General features: G+C 43.1%; 20 protein-coding genes. 5 read left to right on the top strand and 15 right to left on the bottom strand.

The genetic code is table 11. The features are described from left to right. Positions 1-54: 54 nt before the first annotated feature. From RYL27_RS06650 to clpB, 7 genes are all read right to left on the bottom strand, one after another. Positions 55-273 (bottom strand): hypothetical protein, encoded by a 219-nt coding sequence (locus RYL27_RS06650; RefSeq protein WP_314966075.1) that lies wholly within the window; start codon positions 271-273, stop codon positions 55-57. A gap of 80 nt (positions 274-353) precedes the next feature. After that, positions 354-602: a hypothetical protein gene (locus RYL27_RS06655; protein WP_314966097.1), complete on the bottom strand. Its 249-nt coding sequence runs from the start codon at positions 600-602 to the stop codon at positions 354-356. A gap of 19 nt (positions 603-621) precedes the next feature. Further along, positions 622-957 (bottom strand): helix-turn-helix domain-containing protein, encoded by a 336-nt coding sequence (locus RYL27_RS06660; protein WP_314966076.1) that lies wholly within the window; start codon positions 955-957, stop codon positions 622-624. A gap of 370 nt (positions 958-1,327) precedes the next feature. Beyond that, the gene (locus RYL27_RS06665) at positions 1,328-1,828 is read right to left on the bottom strand and encodes a DUF3368 domain-containing protein (RefSeq protein WP_314966078.1); all 501 of its coding nucleotides are present in this window, start codon (positions 1,826-1,828) and stop codon (positions 1,328-1,330) included. A 5-nt stretch (positions 1,829-1,833) separates the two neighbouring features. Then, positions 1,834-2,115, bottom strand: a complete 282-nt coding sequence (locus tag RYL27_RS06670; protein WP_314966080.1) for a hypothetical protein — start codon at positions 2,113-2,115, stop codon at positions 1,834-1,836. Positions 2,116-2,270: 155 nt separating this feature from the next. Further along, on the bottom strand, positions 2,271-3,611 hold the full coding sequence (locus tag RYL27_RS06675; protein WP_314966082.1) for an ATP-binding protein: 1,341 nt from the start codon (positions 3,609-3,611) through the stop codon (positions 2,271-2,273). A 348-nt stretch (positions 3,612-3,959) separates the two neighbouring features. Then, entirely contained in the window at positions 3,960-6,545 is a 2,586-nt protein-coding gene (gene clpB / locus RYL27_RS06680; RefSeq protein WP_314966084.1) for an ATP-dependent chaperone ClpB, read from the bottom strand. A gap of 441 nt (positions 6,546-6,986) precedes the next feature. Between clpB and RYL27_RS06685 the strand changes: the two genes are divergently transcribed. Next, on the top strand, positions 6,987-9,668 hold the full coding sequence (locus tag RYL27_RS06685; RefSeq protein WP_314966085.1) for a cation-translocating P-type ATPase: 2,682 nt from the start codon (positions 6,987-6,989) through the stop codon (positions 9,666-9,668). A 380-nt stretch (positions 9,669-10,048) separates the two neighbouring features. Here the strand turns inward: RYL27_RS06685 and RYL27_RS06690 are convergent, their stop codons facing one another. Both RYL27_RS06690 and RYL27_RS06695 read right to left on the bottom strand, forming a co-directional pair. Beyond that, the gene (locus tag RYL27_RS06690) at positions 10,049-10,735 is read right to left on the bottom strand and encodes a hypothetical protein (protein ID WP_304072648.1); all 687 of its coding nucleotides are present in this window, start codon (positions 10,733-10,735) and stop codon (positions 10,049-10,051) included. Between the two features lie 163 nt (positions 10,736-10,898). Continuing rightward, positions 10,899-11,687 carry a transglutaminase domain-containing protein gene (locus RYL27_RS06695; RefSeq protein WP_314966087.1) on the bottom strand — a complete coding sequence of 263 codons (789 nt, stop codon included), beginning with the start codon at positions 11,685-11,687 and terminating at the stop codon, positions 10,899-10,901. 267 nt (positions 11,688-11,954) lie between these two features. Here RYL27_RS06695 and RYL27_RS06700 point away from each other — a divergent pair, with 267 nt between their 5' ends. From RYL27_RS06700 to RYL27_RS06715, 4 genes are all read left to right on the top strand, one after another. After that, positions 11,955-12,455, top strand: a complete 501-nt coding sequence (locus RYL27_RS06700) for a deoxycytidylate deaminase (RefSeq protein WP_314966089.1) — start codon at positions 11,955-11,957, stop codon at positions 12,453-12,455. Positions 12,456-12,522: 67 nt separating this feature from the next. Next, the gene (gene nth, locus RYL27_RS06705; RefSeq protein WP_007158223.1) at positions 12,523-13,275 is read left to right on the top strand and encodes an endonuclease III; all 753 of its coding nucleotides are present in this window, start codon (positions 12,523-12,525) and stop codon (positions 13,273-13,275) included. A gap of 3 nt (positions 13,276-13,278) precedes the next feature. After that, on the top strand, positions 13,279-13,587 hold the full coding sequence (locus tag RYL27_RS06710) for a DUF6472 family protein (RefSeq protein WP_314966091.1): 309 nt from the start codon (positions 13,279-13,281) through the stop codon (positions 13,585-13,587). Between the two features lie 75 nt (positions 13,588-13,662). Further along, the gene (locus RYL27_RS06715) at positions 13,663-14,175 is read left to right on the top strand and encodes a tRNA (cytidine(34)-2'-O)-methyltransferase (RefSeq protein WP_007158225.1); all 513 of its coding nucleotides are present in this window, start codon (positions 13,663-13,665) and stop codon (positions 14,173-14,175) included. A 5-nt stretch (positions 14,176-14,180) separates the two neighbouring features. Here the strand turns inward: RYL27_RS06715 and RYL27_RS06720 are convergent, their stop codons facing one another. The 6 genes from RYL27_RS06720 to RYL27_RS06745 form a co-directional block, all read right to left on the bottom strand. After that, positions 14,181-14,399 (bottom strand): DUF3791 domain-containing protein, encoded by a 219-nt coding sequence (locus RYL27_RS06720; protein ID WP_040649623.1) that lies wholly within the window; start codon positions 14,397-14,399, stop codon positions 14,181-14,183. After that, a complete protein-coding gene (locus tag RYL27_RS06725) occupies positions 14,396-14,641 on the bottom strand; it encodes a DUF3791 domain-containing protein (RefSeq protein ID WP_040649625.1) in 246 nt (81 codons plus the stop codon). Before RYL27_RS06725 ends, RYL27_RS06720 begins: the two co-directional genes overlap by 4 nt. A gap of 346 nt (positions 14,642-14,987) precedes the next feature. After that, a complete protein-coding gene (locus RYL27_RS06730; protein ID WP_314966094.1) occupies positions 14,988-15,356 on the bottom strand; it encodes a hypothetical protein in 369 nt (122 codons plus the stop codon). A 160-nt stretch (positions 15,357-15,516) separates the two neighbouring features. Then, on the bottom strand, positions 15,517-16,491 hold the full coding sequence (locus RYL27_RS06735; RefSeq protein ID WP_007158229.1) for an HNH endonuclease: 975 nt from the start codon (positions 16,489-16,491) through the stop codon (positions 15,517-15,519). Positions 16,492-16,517: 26 nt separating this feature from the next. Next, a complete protein-coding gene (locus RYL27_RS06740; protein WP_040649627.1) occupies positions 16,518-16,793 on the bottom strand; it encodes a hypothetical protein in 276 nt (91 codons plus the stop codon). Next, the gene (locus tag RYL27_RS06745) at positions 16,780-16,929 is read right to left on the bottom strand and encodes a hypothetical protein (protein ID WP_156778175.1); all 150 of its coding nucleotides are present in this window, start codon (positions 16,927-16,929) and stop codon (positions 16,780-16,782) included. Before RYL27_RS06745 ends, RYL27_RS06740 begins: the two co-directional genes overlap by 14 nt. Between the last annotated feature and the right edge of the window lie 617 nt (positions 16,930-17,546).

Here is a 17,546-nt window from a genome sequence, read left to right on the forward strand (position 1 = left end):
TTTAAGCTCGGTAGAATTTACTTCTGCACTGGAATTTACTTTTTCAATTTAGCTTTACATCACTGTTAAATCTGTCAAGGAATCATTAGCAATTCTTGTCATTTCATTGGCCAAATCGCTTTTTAAAGCAGGCAAATTATTTGTAATATATCTTTGATGCCCCCAAGGGATACTAAAAATCTTATCAAAATTTCCACTGCTTTGTAATATTCGTAAATCGTCCACAAGCTGTGGACGATTTAATGGGGAATACATTTCATAAAATTTTTTCAAGCATTTGTATATACTCTTTATCACTTATGATAGTTAAATCTTTTTTGTTCAATATCATCACTCCTATCTCTATAAATTTTCTATAGTTTTTTGCATTTTTCTTTAATTTGACGAAATGTTTCTAAGTCTTCTTCCAATTCATCTTGAATCAAATCCAAATAGGAATACCCTAGCTTATCATAGATATCAAGGAGTTCTGATTTCCCAATTCCAAGTATTTCTGCTGCTCTTCCATAAGAAATGCTTTGGTTTAAAATATAGGGATATAGCAAAAGTGCATTTATTCTCATTTCTAACTCCGGTGAAAGTTCTTCCAGATACTTATGCATTTGAGTAAAAAGCAATCATTTAACTCCTCTGCATTTTCATCTGTTCTTTAAACTTAATTAAATTCATGATTTCAGCTTGATCATTTTCATCCAACTTCTCAAAGCTTCTTGCAAATACCGTTGCCGGTTTACTCATCTTATTATTACTTAAAATTGCATCTGCCGTTACGCCAAATAACTCGCTCAGCTTCGAAACATCTTCTGCTGTAACTTTCCTTTTTCCATTTTCCATCTGGGTATATGATGCACGGTTAATTCCCAAAAATTTAGCTACGTACTCCTGTGAAAGATGAAGCCGGTTTCTGTAATTCTTAATTCGATCATGAATAGCCGTCATAATTCTTCCTCCCTGCATAGATATCTGCTACTATAGTTTGCTTTGTTAGCTTTTACAACATTTATTATTAGTTTTTCCAACTTTCAAAAGAAAAATAGAATCTTCTTGAACTGTCAACGAATAGTTGACAGTTCCCTTCTCTTTTATTACTCCTTGATTTTCTCCATATTTTTCAAGCTTATACTATCCTAAGTCTATTGCTGATTATGCCATGCTTAGTGGTAGTCAACTTTTAGTTGACTACCACTTTCTTACTTCTTATCCGCGCATAATCAAAGATTAGGGCATTCCTATACCTGCGCATAATCAAAAAGATAGCAAACAGGGCTGTAATATCCCCTTCTGCTATCTTCTTTTTTCTTATCCTTAGTAGGTTCCCCTTAAGAACTTAATTTTCTTCCTTAAGCTTCTCTAGTAATAAACGATAATATTTTTGCCCAATATGGCGGCCTGCTAATTTAAGACCCTCTATACACTCCTTTACTTCTTCTGCTGTTAGTTCATTTTCCTCATAAGCAGCCATTAGAACTCCGATTGTCCCCATGATTCTATGCCCCATTTGCTTAGATACGTTTCTTCCCTTTATCTCATCCATTAAAAGCAAATCTGCTTGTATCTCATCCGTAAGAATAATTGCCGCACTTTCCCCTAGGTCTAAGCCTGTTGCCCGTTTTAATATATATACAGATGCAACGTTTAATATGTTTTTAGTCGTGATAAAGTTCTTAGACTTAATTTTATCTGCTTCTGTCCGGTAACGTTTATTCGAAGTTAATTCCGTAAATACCTCTTCCGGAAGAACAACTTCGCCAAATAATTTTTCCAAAATTTCCAATCTATCAATTTTCAAAAGAGAGATAATGGGCGTTGTATCTGAGACAACTATCATTTTATTTACCCCTTCTTTTTGAGTTGAAGATATGTATCTATATCTTCTTCCAATTCATCTTGAATCAAATCCAAATAGGAATACCCTAGCTTATCATAGATATCAAGGAGTTCTGTTTTCCCAATTCCAAGTATTTCTGCCGCTCTTCCATGAGAAATACTTTGATTTAAAATATAGGGATATAGCAAAAGTGCATTTCTTCTCAGTTCCGACTCCGGTGAAAGCTCTTCCAGATACTTACGCATTTCTACCGGCACTTGTATTGTGATTGATTCTGTTTTCACCATAGTTGTCTTCTCCCTTCAGGTTGTTTTTTTAGATTACATCAGGGTAATGCAAAAGTTTTAAATTTGTATTCCCTAGCATTATACTCTATTTTGCAAAAACAAAAAATAGAATCAATGCTTTTTAATTTTAGGTCAATATAGTTTAGCTATATTCATCATTGCTCCATCTTTTCCAATGCCAACCCAATCAATTGATCCGCCTGATCTGCCATAAACAGCGGGATATTCAGCACATCATCGTCCAGTTTCAGATTGTCCAATGAGAAACGGATGCGGAGCTTAACCTTATCAGGGAACAGTTCCTTGAGCTTCTTCATACTCTTGCTGCTTGTGTTGGTTTCGGATTTGACCTCCACGGGAAAGATGTCATTCTCCCGCTGAATGAGAAAGTCCACTTCGTAAGGCGGGTTGTTCTGGCTCCAATAACGGGGCATGACTTCAAACTGAGTAATTAAAGTCTGCAACACAAAGTTTTCGGTTAATGCGCCTTTGAATTCAGTAAAAAGGCGATTACCTTCGCCAAAGGCAGTGGGAGCCAACTGTGCCAGACGGCGGAGCAGTCCCACATCCACCAGATAAATCTTGAAGGCAGACAAGTCATCGTAAGCTGCAATTGGCAGACCGGGAGCTGAGCTGCGATAAATTTTATGCACTAAACGGGCATCTACCAGCCATTGCAAGGCATCCTCGTACTCACGGGCTCGTGCTCCTTCCTTGACCACTTTATAGAGGAACTTCTTGTTCTCTTTTGCCAGTTGAGAAGGAATAGATTTCCAAATCATTGAGATTTTCGGGAACTCGCTGAGATTAGGATGTTTTGCAAAATCTCGCTCATAGGCTCCGATGATTCCGGACAATGCTTCCTGCATGGCAGAAACATCCCGTGCCTCCGTCCACATCAATACCGACTCCGGCATACCACCGGTGACATAGTACATTTTCAACTTCTCATACAGCGGATTAAAGAAGGCATCAGGGATGGGTTCAAGACTGTCCACCTGTTCCAGATACTGTGCCAGATTTTCATCACCGTTGGCAAGTAGGAATTCATTAAAGGTCATCGGGTCAATCTGCATAAAGTTGACCTTACCCACCGGAAAAGAGGAGGGTTTCGCTAGAGCAATACCCAACAGAGAACCGGCGCAGGCAAGGTGATACTGCGGTGCGTTCTCGCAAAAATACTTCATGGTGTTGATGACCTTCGGGCAATCCTGTACCTCATCAAAAATAATAAGGGTTTTTTCAGGCACAATTTTTTGACCACTTGCCAGCATAAGGTTTTGTAGAATCCGATTCACATCCTTAGTCGTTTCAAAAAATTGCTTATACTCTTCATTTTCGTCGAAGTTAAAGTAAGCTGTATTTTCATAATAGCGCCTGCCGAACTCTTTCAGAATCCAAGTCTTACCCACCTGACGTACGCCCTTCAAGATTAATGGCTTGCGATAGGGAGAATTCTTCCAAGACAGCAATTTTTTTAAAATAAATCGTTCCATAAAAACAATCCTCACATTTTTATTAGTATTTTTGTGCTTTATAATCACATTTTTATTGTATTTTTAATCTGTAAAAATTACAAGTAAAAATACAAAATTATTTGATTCACCTAAACTGCTTGTCAGAAAAATTCCTATACCTGCGCATAATCAAAGAATAGGGCATCTCTATACCTGCGCATAATCAAAGATTGGGGCATCTCTATACCTGCGCATAGTCAAAGATTGGGGCATCTCTAACCCTGCGCATAATCAAAAAGATAGCAGAAAGGGCTGTACTATCCCCTTCCGCTATCTCTTTTTCTTATTCTATGCAAGCGCTTCCTTATGAAGAGCAAGCCATCTTTATTAACCCACCGCCGCAGTTAGTTTTCCGTCCTGCAAACGGATTTCTATAGTATCGCCTTCTTTTACCCTGTCTTCCAGGATTTCCTTAGCCACCAGGGTTTCCACATGCTTTTGCATATAACGCTTCAGCGGTCTTGCACCGAAGCCGGGCTCATAGGCATTTTCCAAAATGAAGTCCAAAGCTTCCTTCTGAAGATGGATATGCAGACGACGCTCCTGCAAACGCTTGTTGATGTCCTTCAGGATAAGGTCTGCGATTCTTTCCATATCCTTCTGTACCAAAGGCTTGAAGAGAATGATTTCGTCCAAACGATTCAGGAACTCCGGACGGAAATGGCCGTGAAGGGCTTCCATAACTTCCTTCCGCACATTCTCCGGAATGTCTCCGTTTTCAGAAATACCATCCAGTAGGGTCTGGGCACCGATATTGGAGGTCAGGATAATGATGGTGTTCTTAAAGTCCACCGTCCGTCCCTGAGAATCGGTGATTCGTCCGTCGTCCAGCACCTGTAAGAGAATGTTGAATACATCCGGATGGGCTTTCTCGATTTCATCAAAGAGCACTACCGCATAGGGCTTTCTCCGAACCGCCTCTGTCAGCTGTCCTCCCTCTTCGTAGCCTACATAGCCGGGAGCCGCACCAATCAAACGGGACACGGAGTACTTCTCCATGTACTCGGACATATCGATACGAACCATGGCATTTTCATCATCAAAGAGGTTCTGGGCAAGGGACTTGGCAAGCTCCGTCTTACCCACACCGGTAGGTCCTAAGAAGAGGAAGGAACCAATGGGCTTTGTGGGATCCTTGATTCCGGCCTTGGAACGAAGAATAGCCTCTGTGACCTTGGTCACCGCCTCTTCCTGTCCAATGAGTCTCTCATGGATTTCATCATCCAGATGAAGTACCTTGGAACGCTCGGACTCGTTTAACTTGGTTACCGGAATGCCGGTCCAACGGCTGATGATTTTGGCGATTTCTTCCTCTGTCACCTTGTCGTGTACCAAGCCCTGGGCTTCCTTAGACTGCGCAAGTTCCTCTGCCTCTACAAGCTCTTTCTCAACTTGCGGAAGATCCTGATATTGCAACTTCGAAGCCTGCTCATACTCTCCTTTTTGAACCGCAATGTTTATCTCTGCCTGCAACTGATTCTTCTTTTCACGAAGAGTCTGAAGCTTGGATACGGCGTTCTTTTCATTTTCCCACTGGGCCTTCTGCACATTAAACTGATCCCTAAGCTCGGAAAGCTCCTTCTGCAGGGTGGCCAGTCTTTCCTTGGAAAGCTGATCTTCTTCCTTCTTTAAAGCCAGTTCCTCAATCTGGAGCTGCAAAATCCTTCTTTGCATCTCGTCCATTTCCTCTGGCATGGAATCCATCTCGGTTTTTATCATGGCACAGGCTTCATCCACAAGGTCAATGGCCTTATCCGGCAGGAATCTATCAGAAATGTAACGGTCGGAAAGGGTAGCAGCTGCAACCAATGCGGAGTCGGTAATCTTTACTCCGTGGTAAACCTCATAACGTTCCTTAATGCCTCGAAGGATGGAAATGGTGTCTTCCACATCCGGCTCGTCCACCATGACAGGCTGAAAACGTCTTTCCAAAGCCGGGTCTTTTTCAATATATTTTCTATATTCATCCAGAGTGGTGGCTCCGATACAATGAAGCTCTCCTCTGGCCAGCATGGGTTTTAAGAGATTTCCGGCATCCATGGAGCCTTCGGTTTTTCCGGCTCCTACAATGTTGTGAATCTCATCGATGAAGAGCAGGATTTCTCCCTCGGACTTCTTCACCTCATCCAAAACTGCCTTTAATCTTTCTTCAAACTCTCCTCTATATTTAGCGCCGGCAATCAATGCACCCATATCCAGGGCGAAAATCTTCTTCTTTTTCAAGGAATCCGGCACATCTTCCTTGGCAATTCTTTGGGCCAAGCCCTCTACCGCAGCGGTTTTACCAACCCCCGGTTCTCCGATTAAGCAGGGGTTATTCTTCTGCTTTCTGGAAAGAATACGGATGATATTACGAATTTCCTCATCTCTTCCGATAATGGGGTCAAACTTCTGCTGTCTGGCTCTTTCCACCATTTCATAACCATATTTGTTCAAAGAATCGTAGGTGCCTTCCGGATTGTCGGTAACTACCTTCTGATTGCCTCGAACGGAGGACAGAGCCTGTAAGAAGCCGTCCTTTGTAATATGAAATTCTTTGAAAAGCTCCTGAATCTTCTTATCTCCATCCTTTAGGAGAGCCAGGAAAAGATGCTCTACGGAAACATATTCATCTCCCATGGCTTTGGCATGGTCTTCCGCATTCATCATAACCTTATTGGCGTCCTGGGAAAAATACTGCTGTCCCCCGGCAACCTTAGGCAGGCTGTTAATCTTCTCTTCCAGCGCTCTCTTAAAGTCTTCTACCGGAACTTCCATCTTTTCCAGAAGCTTTTCAATCAGGCTGTCTTCAATGTCTAACAAACTATATAAAATATGAAGCTGTTCAATGGCTTGATTGCCGTGGTCCATAGCAATCTTTTGGCTGTTGTTGATACTTTCAACGGATTTTTGGGTAAAACGATTAATGTTCATAGGAGTACCTCCTTTATTTTCCTTAAGATAGCTCCATTATACACGCATTGTTAGCACTGTCAAGTGATGAGTGCTAATTCTTTTGTGATTTTTTTGTGAAATGAAAAAGAAGCTTTCTTATATAGAAAGAACAGCGCTCGGACTGCCGGTTTAAATTATTGTTAAAATTTCACTTGCTTTTTTTCCTAAGTCCCACTATACTATCCCCGTTATATATTTCATAAGGGAGTAACAAGAGCCTAGCTCGTGGATATCAACATTACATGCAGGAAACTGCTGGTATCTACTGAAAATGTGAGACTTATGCAACCCAGTTTTTCTGAGTGGCATGGGTCTCTTTTTATTCTATAGAGAGCGCCGGCACACAGCAGGATATCTCATTGTTAGAAGCAATCGGACTCTTGCCTCTTATGAAAACCTAGGGAGAAAGGGTAAAGGAAAATGAAGGATCAAAAGATGGAACAGAAAAGCACAAGAAAAGTATGGCAGGACAAGGCTTATCAAATGGAAATTCCGGAGCTGCTGAGAGCCGTGGAAAGTCCGGTGGAAACAGGTCTGTCCTCCGTTGATGTAGCCAAAAGACAGGCGGAGTACGGCAGTAATGCTCTGGAGGTGGAGAAGCATTCTTCTCTATTAGAAAAATTTATAGAGCAATTTAAAGATTTTATGATTATCATTCTTTTGGCCGCCGCTGCAGTATCCCTCTTTGCCAGCCACGAGTGGCATGATGCGGTGATTATCCTTTTGGTGGTGGTTTTAAATGCCATCATGGGAGTTATTCAGGAGGCAAAGGCGGAGGAAGCCATTGACGCCTTAAAGGAAATGGCTTCTCCGGATGCCAAGGTTCGCCGAAACGGCAATGTGGAAACCATCAAGTCCCATGAGCTTGTTCCCGGGGATATCGTGCTTTTGGAGGCAGGAGATATCGTTCCTGCGGATATGCGTCTCTTGGAAGCCAACTCCCTGAAGGTAGAGGAGGCGGCTCTTACCGGAGAATCCGTTCCCGTGGATAAGGACATTGCCCCCATTACTTTGGAGGATGCGGGAATCGGCGACCGGAAAAACATGGTTTACTCCGGCACCAATGTGACCTACGGTCGTGCCGTAGCAGTAGTTACCGCCATCGGTATGGACACGGAGGTGGGACATATCGCCAATATGCTGGCCCATGCGGAAAAGACCAAGACCCCTTTACAAAGGGATCAGGACCGTTTGGGAAAGAGCTTAACCATTATGATTTTGGCCATTGCTGCAGTAACCTTTGTTGTGGGACTGCTTCGGGGAAGAGCCATTACCGATATGCTCCTGGTATCCATCTCCTTGGCGGTAGCCGCTATTCCTGAAGGCTTACCTGCCATTTCCACCATCATCCTCTCTCTGGGAACCCGTTCCATGGCGGAAAGAAAGGCGCTGGTGCGTACCCTTCCGGCGGTGGAGACTCTGGGAGGTACTCAGGTGATCTGCTCCGATAAAACCGGAACCCTGACGCTGAACCAGATGACCATTGAGAAAGTGTATTTTGACGGAAAATTGCAGGATCGAAGCGTGGAAATCCCCGCGGAGAATCCCCTCCTTCGCAGTCTTGTTTTGGCAAATGACAGCAAGCTGGATGGGGAAGGAAAGCTGATTGGCGATCCTACAGAAACCGCTATGGTACAGTTTGCCTTAGATCAGCATTTTCCTCTTCAGGAAAATGAGAGCAAGTACCCTCGTGTGCAGGAGCTGCCCTTTGATTCAAGCAGAAAGCTGATGAGCACCTTCCATCCCATGGGAGGAGAATTCCTCCTTTGCACCAAGGGTGCGCCGGACCAGCTTTTACAGCGTTGTAGTCATATCGTGGAAAATGGAGAAGTTCGCCCCTTAACGGAGGAGGATAGAAAAGCCATTCTCTCCGAAAATACCAAAATGGCAAGAGAGGCTCTTCGTGTCTTGGCAGCTGCTTATCAGATTTGTAATGCCGTACCGGACTCTCCCCGTTCCGAGGAGGTGGAGCAAAACCTGATTTTTGCCGGTCTTGTGGGCATGATTGACCCTGAGCGAAAGGAAGCGGCGGCAGCGATTGCCGTAGCCAAGGGAGCCGGCGTTCGTACCGTAATGATTACCGGCGACCATGCGGAAACCGCCCAGGCCATTGCCGAGCGTTTAGGCATTCTTCCTATGGGAGAGGATAACCGTTGCCACGTATTAACCGGCGCTGAGCTGGAAATGATGTCCGATGAGGAGCTGGAGAAGAAGGTTCCGGAGATTTCCGTTTACGCCAGAGTTTCTCCGGAGCATAAGGTTCGAATCGTGAGAGCATGGCAGAAGAACGGAAAGATTGTTTCCATGACCGGTGACGGTGTAAATGATGCCCCTGCCTTAAAACAGGCGGATATCGGTGTAGGTATGGGAATCACCGGAACGGAAGTTTCCAAGGGTGCTTCCGACATGGTGCTGGCAGACGATAACTTTGAAACCATTGTGGTGGCCATTGAAGAAGGACGAAAGGTTTTCTCCAATATTCAAAAGGCGGTACAGTACCTGCTTTCCGCAAACTTCGGAGAGGTCATTACCCTCTTTGTGGCAACCCTTTTGGGCTGGACCATCTTACAGCCGGTACACATCCTTTGGATTAACTTGGTAACTGACGTTTTCCCGGCTATCGCTTTAGGAATGGAAAAGGCTGAGCCGGATGTAATGCAGAGAAAGCCCAGAGAAAAAAGCTCCAGCTTCCTCTCCAACGGTGTACTGGAAAGTATTCTTTACCAAGGTGTTTTGGAAGGCGGACTGACCCTGTTCATCTATTGGATGGCAGGACAGTATTTCCACGAGGAAAATCTTTCCGAGACCATGGCCTTTGCTACCCTGGGACTTTTACAGCTCTTCCATGCCTTTAACGTAAAGTCCGTTTTCCGCTCCCTTTTCAATGGAAATCCTTTGGACAATATTTACTTAAACGGTGCAGCACTGCTTTCCGCCTTCCTGCTTTTAGGCGTAATCGTTACTCCCGGAATCAATCAGTTCTTCGATGTAACTCCTCCAAGCCTTATGCAGTGGGGAATCGTTTTCGGAATTTCCTTCAGTATTATCATTTTTGTAGAGATTGCAAAAGCGATCTTCAGGACGATGCGGAAGCAAGAATAACAATTTCCGTACAAAAAGAGGCTATATAAATCAAAATTAAAAGAAAGTTTTTAGCAATATAGGTCTGAAAATGGGGTAGTCTGAGCCCGACGGTACTTGCGAAAAACAAGAGAAACGCAGTTTTTCGCTTAGTATCCGCTTCGTGGCGAAGCTAGCGGGAGCGTGCCCCGACTTCAGACCTATATTGCGTAAAAAACTATTTTGATTTTATATAGCCTCTTTTAAATGCGAGGAGATGTTTATGCTCTGCTTCTCATCGTCCATGATATAAACCCCTTTTGCAAGGGCTCTTCTGCCTGCGAGCCATCTCCTCGTGAAAAGACATCCCTGTCCTTTCTAAAACTATCGTTCTGAGAAATTTTTCTTCTGAAAAACCTTTTTTAATGTCCCATATTGGAACCGCTGGCTACCAGGTTGGAGCCGGAAACTACAGGCTTTGGAAGGTTGGAGCTGCTGGCCTTAGCGCCATTTTTCTTGCCGGCTGCGCCTCCTGCCCCTCCTGATCCGGAACCGCTTCCGCCGCCGGAGAAGCTGATAATGGTCTTTGTGGGAGTGGTGCTTGCTGCCGCCTCTGTGCTCTGCTTCTGCTCTACGGAAGGATATCCCTTTCCGGCCTCATATACGGGAGTGCCGTCAGCATTTACCCAATGTCCCTCAGCATCTACCTTATAGCCGTCCTTCTCGGAAGAAACCAAAAGCTCTCCGAACTTAGGACCTTCCTCCTCTTGTAAGTAGTAGGAATATCCTCCTACCCACTGCCAGCCCTGAAGAAGCTTTCCGAAGGTACCGTCGTGTAAAGTGCTCATAAAGAACCATTTTCCGGCATCATTCTTCTGCCAACCGGAGAATAAAGTGCCGTCCTCCTTTAAGAAGAACCAGCTTCCGTCAGTATAAATCCAACCCTGATACTTGCTTCCGTCAGGCTTTACGAAAGACCACTGTCCCGCCTCCTGCTTCCAGCTTCCTTCTGTGTTTAAGGGAGCCGCCACTGCAGGAATGGCAGATACCAGTAAAGCTGCTCCCAATCCCAATGCCAAAAGACTTCCTTTTCTTCCCATTCTTTTCATCTTTCTCTCCTTTACTTCCGTACTTACTTTCTCAGTACTCTTCCTTAGAAATTCACTTGTTTGTATTATTTCTTAAAAAGTTCTTTTCCGAGAGAAATCTTAACATAAGCCATCGGCATTCTCAATATTTCTCCAAAATGTTATTAAATTCGTCAGAAATACTTTAAGATTTAACTTTTCTATTTTGATAATTTTTGAAAATTTTTTCTGTGATATGATTGCCGGCAATTTCCTCCTCTGTTCGAAGAAAATATTTGTCGATAATCTGATTTTCTCCATCCTCCGTCACCGGATCATCCCAGGTACAATCCACAGAAAGCCATTTTCCGTCAATCCAAACCCTGTTCCAGGCATGGCTGCCTACTGCACCACTTCTGCCAACGGACTTTCCTACCACAACCTCATGGGGAATGCCCAGAACCTCCATAAAATAATCAAAGGCTTCCACATAGCCGTTACATACTGCAACACCCTTCAGCATCACGCCTTCGATATGGTAGGAATCCTCCGGAATGGTTCGTCTTCTCTGATTCTCAATATCATACTTGGTCTGCTGAATAATCCAGTCATGAACCGCCTTCACCTTCTCCCTGTCACTCATGGCGTCATTGCAAATCTGCTCCGCTACGGTGAAGACCTTAAGCTTTGCCACCGCCTCGGGAGAAGAGGCATTCAAGCCGTAGGCACGCCGTCCTTCCTTAATTCCGAAGTACAGGTAATGGCTCCAAAAGGCGGAGGGATTCATTCCGTAGGCCTCCAGCACATCCGGATTATCCTTGGCATATTGCTCCGCATCCAGATATTCTCCATTTTCTCCAAAGCTTAATGCGGTTCTCCTGTCTCCTTTTATGGGAGAGGCGTAGCTTTGCAGACTGAAAAGAAGGGGAAATAGCAAGAACAGCAGTAGCTTTATGCCCTTAGTCTTTAAGCTTTTGTTTTCGTATGGATTCATCTATGACCTCCTCACTGTCCCTGTTCGCAGCATCATTTTCCGCAGAAGCCTTCCTTTTGGTCATTTTCCTCTTTCTGCATAAGGCTTCCCTAATTATTAGCATTTATCCTATCGGACAGAACTTAAAATATATAGTGTTTATCATTACATCTTTTTTAATCTTTTTCTTATTTTCTTTTTTGAATTCGCTCTTTCCATTCCCCCTGCCTTTTGCTATCATTAGAGCCTAAAGAATACATGTTTTTTCGATGAAAAGGAGGGTTTTCTATGAGTGAAAATGAAAAGCGGCAGGACGCGATTTCCTGGGATGAGTATTTTATGGGAATCTGTACGCTATCCGCCCACCGTTCCAAGGACCCCTCCACCCAGGTAGGAGCCTGCATCGTTTCCCCGGATCATAAGATTCTCTCCATGGGCTACAACGGCTTCCCAAAGGGTTGCTCAGACGACATTTTTCCTTGGGCGAAAATGAAGGCAGAGCAGGATCCCTATAACGCCAAGTATTTTTATGTAACCCATGCGGAATTGAATGCCATTTTAAATTATAGGGGCGGTTCTTTAGAGGGGGCTACCATCTATGTTACCCTCTTCCCCTGCAATGAGTGTGCAAAGGCCATTATCCAATCCGGCATCAAGACTTTGGTATACTGGGAAGATAAGTATGCGGATACTCCTGCGGTAAAGGCTTCCAAGAGAATGTTGGACGCTGCCGGTGTACGCTATTACCCCTATCAACCTACCGGAAGAAGCATCACCATTGAATTTTAAGCTTCTCCCTTCGGTATCTTCGGGTACATTTTAAAAAAAATATCAATAGAAAGAAATACAGGAAATAATGTTTATTCGTTCTGAATCAAAGAAAAAAAGAGAAATGAGAGTTCGAGAAATCATGAAGAGGCTGGATGCCCATTATGGGGACCGGCCCATGATTTTTTTAGAGGCGGAAAATGCCTGGCAGTTGCTTTTTGCCACCATTTTAAGTGCCCAATGCACCGATGCCCGGGTAAATATGGTGACGGAAAAACTTTTTGTGAAATATAAAGATTTGCAGGCCTTTGTCGATTGTGATTTAAAGGAGCTGGAAGAGGATATCCATTCCACCGGCTTCTATCATAACAAGGCCAAAAATATGAAGGCCTGCGCCAAAGCGCTGGTGGAAGAATATGGAGGAGAAGTTCCCCGGAATATCGAAGCCTTAACCGGCCTTCCCGGTGTGGGACGGAAAACCGGAAATCTGATTTTAGGAAACATTTACCATATTCCATCTATCGTGGTGGACACCCATGTGAAGCGCATTTCCAACCGTTTGGGACTGGCGGATTCCCCGGATCCCACCAAGGTAGAGTTTCAGCTCATGGAGCATCTTCCGGAGGAGTTTTGGATTCGTTGGAACACCCACATCATTGCCTTGGGAAGGACCCTTTGTACTTCTCAGAATCCCAAGTGCGGCGAATGTTATTTGCAGGACCTCTGCCCTTCCAGCAAGAAGGATCCGGAGACCTGGCGGCCTGTAGGCGAAAGAAAGACAGTGGGAAAGAAAAAGACTGCTGCAAAGAAAGCAACGATGAAGAAAAGTTTGGAGGTTTAGTCCATGTGTGAATGTGAATTATGCAGAAATTTGGCTTTTGACGATGAAGAGGAAGACTATGAGTGCATGGCCGAATTTGATGAAGATGAAATTGCCAAGATGTGGCAGGAGGGTAGCCGTTCTCACTGCCCCAACTGGAAAAGCAATGAAAATGAATACCAGACTGTAAAATATCAGGCTATCGGACATTTGGCTATTGAGGGTGCGCACCTGGCAGGTTCCGCTTCCGAAAAGGAAGAGGATGCTGCAAAGAAAAAGAAAATCCTGGCGGATTCCATTGCCAAAAAAGTGGCGGCAAAGCTTGGTTCCTAAGTCCTTTGAACCGCAAATTACCGAGAATATTATATTCTGAACCATAAAGATAATGGATAGAATCGGAGAGACTTTATGAATATCGTTTTACATGAACCGGAAATCCCCTTTAATACCGGAGCCATCGGCAGAACCTGCGTGGCAACCAAAAGTACCCTGCACCTGATTAAGCCCTACGGTTTTATTTTGAATGATAAAAATATCAAAAAAGCCGGCATGGATTACTGGCCTTTACTAAAGCTTCGGGAATACATTTCCTATGAGGAATTTATGGCAGGTGTGGAGGAGGAAAGAAAGATTGCCCTTCCCAAGGTTTGGTACGCCACCACCAAGGCTCATAAAACTCACACGGAGGTCTCCTTTTCTCCCAATGATTACATTGTCTTCGGAAAGGAATCCGCAGGCATTCCGGAGGAAATTCTGGTGGATAACGAGGAGCAGTGTATTCGTATTCCCATGTTGGAGGAAGCTCGCTCCTTAAATCTTTCCAATTCTGTAGCCATCATTTTATATGAAGCCCTTCGGCAGCAGGATTTTCCTTTCTTAAGTAAGGAAGGAGCGTTACATCATTTGCAGTGGAAGGAATAGCGTTACTACTTTCTTTGAGAGTCCTTATATTCTTCTTCCAGCTCATCAATCAGATATAAGTCACTTCTGCAATGCATATCGGAAATGCCTTGGCTAATGAGTTGATACAGCTCAGATTTATAAAAAAAATCCAAGGCATTTTCTAAAGACATTTTTTCTTTCTCTGCAAAGCCTGCTATAATGCGGGCATATTTTTTTTGTAAAAGAACGGGATGGGCATTCATAGCTTCACCCCCCATTCTTTCATCACAGACAAAAGTTCCTGAAGGATATATTCTTTTCCTTGCGTATGAAGCGCCTCGTATTCCGGTATGATATAGTTCTGCAAAAAGTTCTTTCCACTGCTAAGCCCCTGATAAACACTTGCTCCATCCTTATGCAAAACTTCTGCTAAACTTTCAATACAAAATAGGGTAAATTCCAATTCATGAATGTTATTCAGTTTGTTCTCTAGCGATTCTTTCATCAAATCACCTCTACTCATTCTCTAACTATAGCTGTATCTTAGCATATATACATTCTATCCCAAATACTATTTGCAAAAGCGATTTTTCATTGTATCATAGAAGACCTTATGATTATTTATTTACAGACTTTTTTGCATACTCTCTTTTTTTAGGTTAAATACCCACAACAACGAACCTATTCCACAAATTTAAAAAAAGTAATCCTAATAACATAGACAACCCCTTCCTTCTATTATGATATCTAACGATACGCTTTTTCTGTGAACATTCCCGTATTATAATCTATCTGATATCCTTTTCGATTTTTTTGTGATCATTTCCCCCTAATCAAGCAAATCGGTAGTACTAATACGGGAAATCATCAAAATAATGCGCCCTGTCATCGTTCTTAATTCCTGATGTGCATGTGAGCTTTTGTGTCCCGCACTCAACGACCATATTACCATCATCATCTATGTACCTGTGGCCATTTCGTGCTAAAGTCAAAGTTCCTCGGACATCAGTAATCTCCGGCTTTTCAGAATAAGCATAGGAAAAAATACCCATAAATATATTGTGATTGCCGTCTTCATCAAATCTTGCTTCTGTGGCAATATCCAGCCCAGTGTCACTCCAAATTACATAGCCCTCGTCATACTTTTTATTAATTGCTATCCACTTCCCATCGGAGGTCTGAGTAAAATCTACATATTCGTAGATGTTATCCAAAGACATTTCAACCTCTACAAACTCAGGATTATCGTCCGCGTCCTTAGTTATACCACTTTCGTTTCCGTCTGTGCTTGTTTTTTTGTTTTAGTAGATCCACAAGCAACTGTAGACAACAAAAGAATTGCGGTCAAAGCACATAATAAGAATCTCTTTATTTCTGCTCTCATAATAATTTAGCAACCTCCTTCAGTTTCTCCACATCTTCCGAATCATCAAGTATATGCATCTTCCTATGGCAATTCGGACATAATGCCACAGCATTATTCACCTCATCAGCACCGCCCTTTGCAATCCAAACAACATGATGGCATTCTAGATAGGCTTCACCACTTTTATTGTAAAATGGAGCCGGTTTATTGCAGAGCTGACACACCCCGGCAGCCCTTTCTTTTACAATGCTTGATACCAGTGACGACCGCTGAACTACCTCTACTTCTGTCAGTTTCTTCTTTGGATGCTGTTTATCAAAATCCTTCAGGTCTTTTTTCAGCTGTGATAATTTACTTTTTTTCTTTGCCAGTCCCTTATCAACTGTTGGCGGAACCCCAAAATGGTCATACAGATACGCCACATACTCCAAAAGGCTGTAGTCTCTGATTTCCGCTTTCGCTTCCTTCCAAAATATCAGTTTTCTCTGAAGCACAAGCTCATCATCGGATTCAGAAAAAGCGATCCCCGCTTTTTCACAGAAATACGATAGATGCCTCTCTGAATGAATCGTAAGAAATCTATCCGGATAATACATTGAAAGGATCTTGAACCTGACAATAGGCGCAATCATATTATTCCTGATAGCTGTGAAGTCATCATCAGCACCGGCATCAACAAGTTTACACAACTCATCTCTGATTACAGAAAAAGCCTCATCGGCAGTCTCTCCATACCTGTTTGTAAAATCATATTTCCCGGTAGTTTTACGAACCCATATTCCAAACTTCATTGCTGTAGCGTTGCGGATATCACCCATGCCAATCTGCTCACGCTCTAAGCGATAGCAGAAATTCTTCTTGTCACCGGTCTTCATGGCATATTGCTCTAAGGTCAGGTCTTCAAGCGTATCTCTGTCAAAATCAGATACAAATTGTTTCCTAAGTGCCTCTATATGCTCTAAGTTTGGATTTGGTTCACTAATCTTCATATATGATCACATCTTTTCCACTGAAATTATCTAACCTTAAACACGAGCTGATCTGTTCCCTCCGTAGAAGGAACATTAAATCCTATCAATAACGGAGCATCTTCATTTGTGACAACCTCTCCAGGAACAACAATGGATGCTGTACAATTCAACGCTGAACCAAGGACTTTCAGATCAGATGTCAGATTTCCTTCATCGGGGTCAAAGAAAAAACCAGTCATAGTCATGTAATTCTTATCGCCGACAGCCTTAACATCATCTACAACAAAGGTATATCCATCGTTATAATCAACGTATGGCATATCCATAATCTTCTTGCTTGTGCCGCCCTGCTTGTTCATTCAACGACTCATTCGCATTGTCGTCATCAGTTGATGTCCCACAAGCAGTCAACACCATCGCTCCCATTAAAGCAATAATAAGCAATCCTTTTTTCATAATCTAATCCTCCTACTTATTGTTTTACAAAGGGACCCATCTCTTCCCTATTGTAAGACCTTGTCAGCGTACCATCTTCATTGAACTCGAAGACATAAACCATTTTTGTCCCCAGGGCTTCCCTTGTAGCAACAAGCACCCCTTCTTTTACTTCCCATGTATAATCCCACTTAGTATCTTTCTCTGTGGACTGCTCGTAATAACCCGCACCGCCTTTATTGAATGAAACGTGATAACATTTCCCTTCCCGGTATCATATTTCCAATCACACATATAAGCATCCGAACTATTCATATCTATAGCATTCACATCGGCTGCCCCCGCACTCTCTGTGGAGGAAGTCCCTGCACTTTGTGCGGATCCGCACGCTGATACTGATAACAAAGTTATCGTCAACAATGTCGCTAATAAAATTATTTTCAAAGCTATGTGCTTGTGTTTTATTTTCTTGACTTATAGAACTCTTTATACTTTGGATCATCATTATCAAAGTATCTGAAGCTTACCGCCTTTATCTTTACAAGTTTCTGCCATATTTCAAAGGCCTTATCAAGCTCACCGTTTTCATATGCATACTTTGCCTTCATATGTTCCAGCTCTTCATCAAATAAATGCAA

The organism is Oribacterium sinus (genome assembly GCF_963537195.1).
Taxonomy (GTDB): Bacteria; Bacillota; Clostridia; order Lachnospirales; family Lachnospiraceae; genus Oribacterium; species Oribacterium sinus_A.

Coding starts and splice junctions, on each gene's coding strand:
- RYL27_RS06655 (WP_314966097.1), bottom strand. CDS start 602: ATGCATAAGTATCTGGAAGAACTTTCACCGGAGTTAGAAATGAGAATA.
- RYL27_RS06660 (WP_314966076.1), bottom strand. CDS start 957: ATGCAGGGAGGAAGAATTATGACGGCTATTCATGATCGAATTAAGAAT.
- RYL27_RS06665 (WP_314966078.1), bottom strand. CDS start 1,828: ATGATAGTTGTCTCAGATACAACGCCCATTATCTCTCTTTTGAAAATT.
- RYL27_RS06670 (WP_314966080.1), bottom strand. CDS start 2,115: ATGGTGAAAACAGAATCAATCACAATACAAGTGCCGGTAGAAATGCGT.
- RYL27_RS06675 (WP_314966082.1), bottom strand. CDS start 3,611: ATGGAACGATTTATTTTAAAAAAATTGCTGTCTTGGAAGAATTCTCCC.
- clpB (WP_314966084.1), bottom strand. CDS start 6,545: ATGAACATTAATCGTTTTACCCAAAAATCCGTTGAAAGTATCAACAAC.
- RYL27_RS06685 (WP_314966085.1), top strand. CDS start 6,987: ATGAAGGATCAAAAGATGGAACAGAAAAGCACAAGAAAAGTATGGCAG.
- RYL27_RS06690 (WP_304072648.1), bottom strand. CDS start 10,735: ATGAAAAGAATGGGAAGAAAAGGAAGTCTTTTGGCATTGGGATTGGGA.
- RYL27_RS06695 (WP_314966087.1), bottom strand. CDS start 11,687: ATGAATCCATACGAAAACAAAAGCTTAAAGACTAAGGGCATAAAGCTA.
- RYL27_RS06700 (WP_314966089.1), top strand. CDS start 11,955: ATGAGTGAAAATGAAAAGCGGCAGGACGCGATTTCCTGGGATGAGTAT.
- nth (WP_007158223.1), top strand. CDS start 12,523: ATGTTTATTCGTTCTGAATCAAAGAAAAAAAGAGAAATGAGAGTTCGA.
- RYL27_RS06710 (WP_314966091.1), top strand. CDS start 13,279: ATGTGTGAATGTGAATTATGCAGAAATTTGGCTTTTGACGATGAAGAG.
- RYL27_RS06715 (WP_007158225.1), top strand. CDS start 13,663: ATGAATATCGTTTTACATGAACCGGAAATCCCCTTTAATACCGGAGCC.
- RYL27_RS06720 (WP_040649623.1), bottom strand. CDS start 14,399: ATGAATGCCCATCCCGTTCTTTTACAAAAAAAATATGCCCGCATTATA.
- RYL27_RS06725 (WP_040649625.1), bottom strand. CDS start 14,641: ATGAAAGAATCGCTAGAGAACAAACTGAATAACATTCATGAATTGGAA.
- RYL27_RS06730 (WP_314966094.1), bottom strand. CDS start 15,356: ATGTCTTTGGATAACATCTACGAATATGTAGATTTTACTCAGACCTCC.
- RYL27_RS06735 (WP_007158229.1), bottom strand. CDS start 16,491: ATGAAGATTAGTGAACCAAATCCAAACTTAGAGCATATAGAGGCACTT.
- RYL27_RS06740 (WP_040649627.1), bottom strand. CDS start 16,793: ATGCCATACGTTGATTATAACGATGGATATACCTTTGTTGTAGATGAT.
- RYL27_RS06745 (WP_156778175.1), bottom strand. CDS start 16,929: ATGAAAAAAGGATTGCTTATTATTGCTTTAATGGGAGCGATGGTGTTG.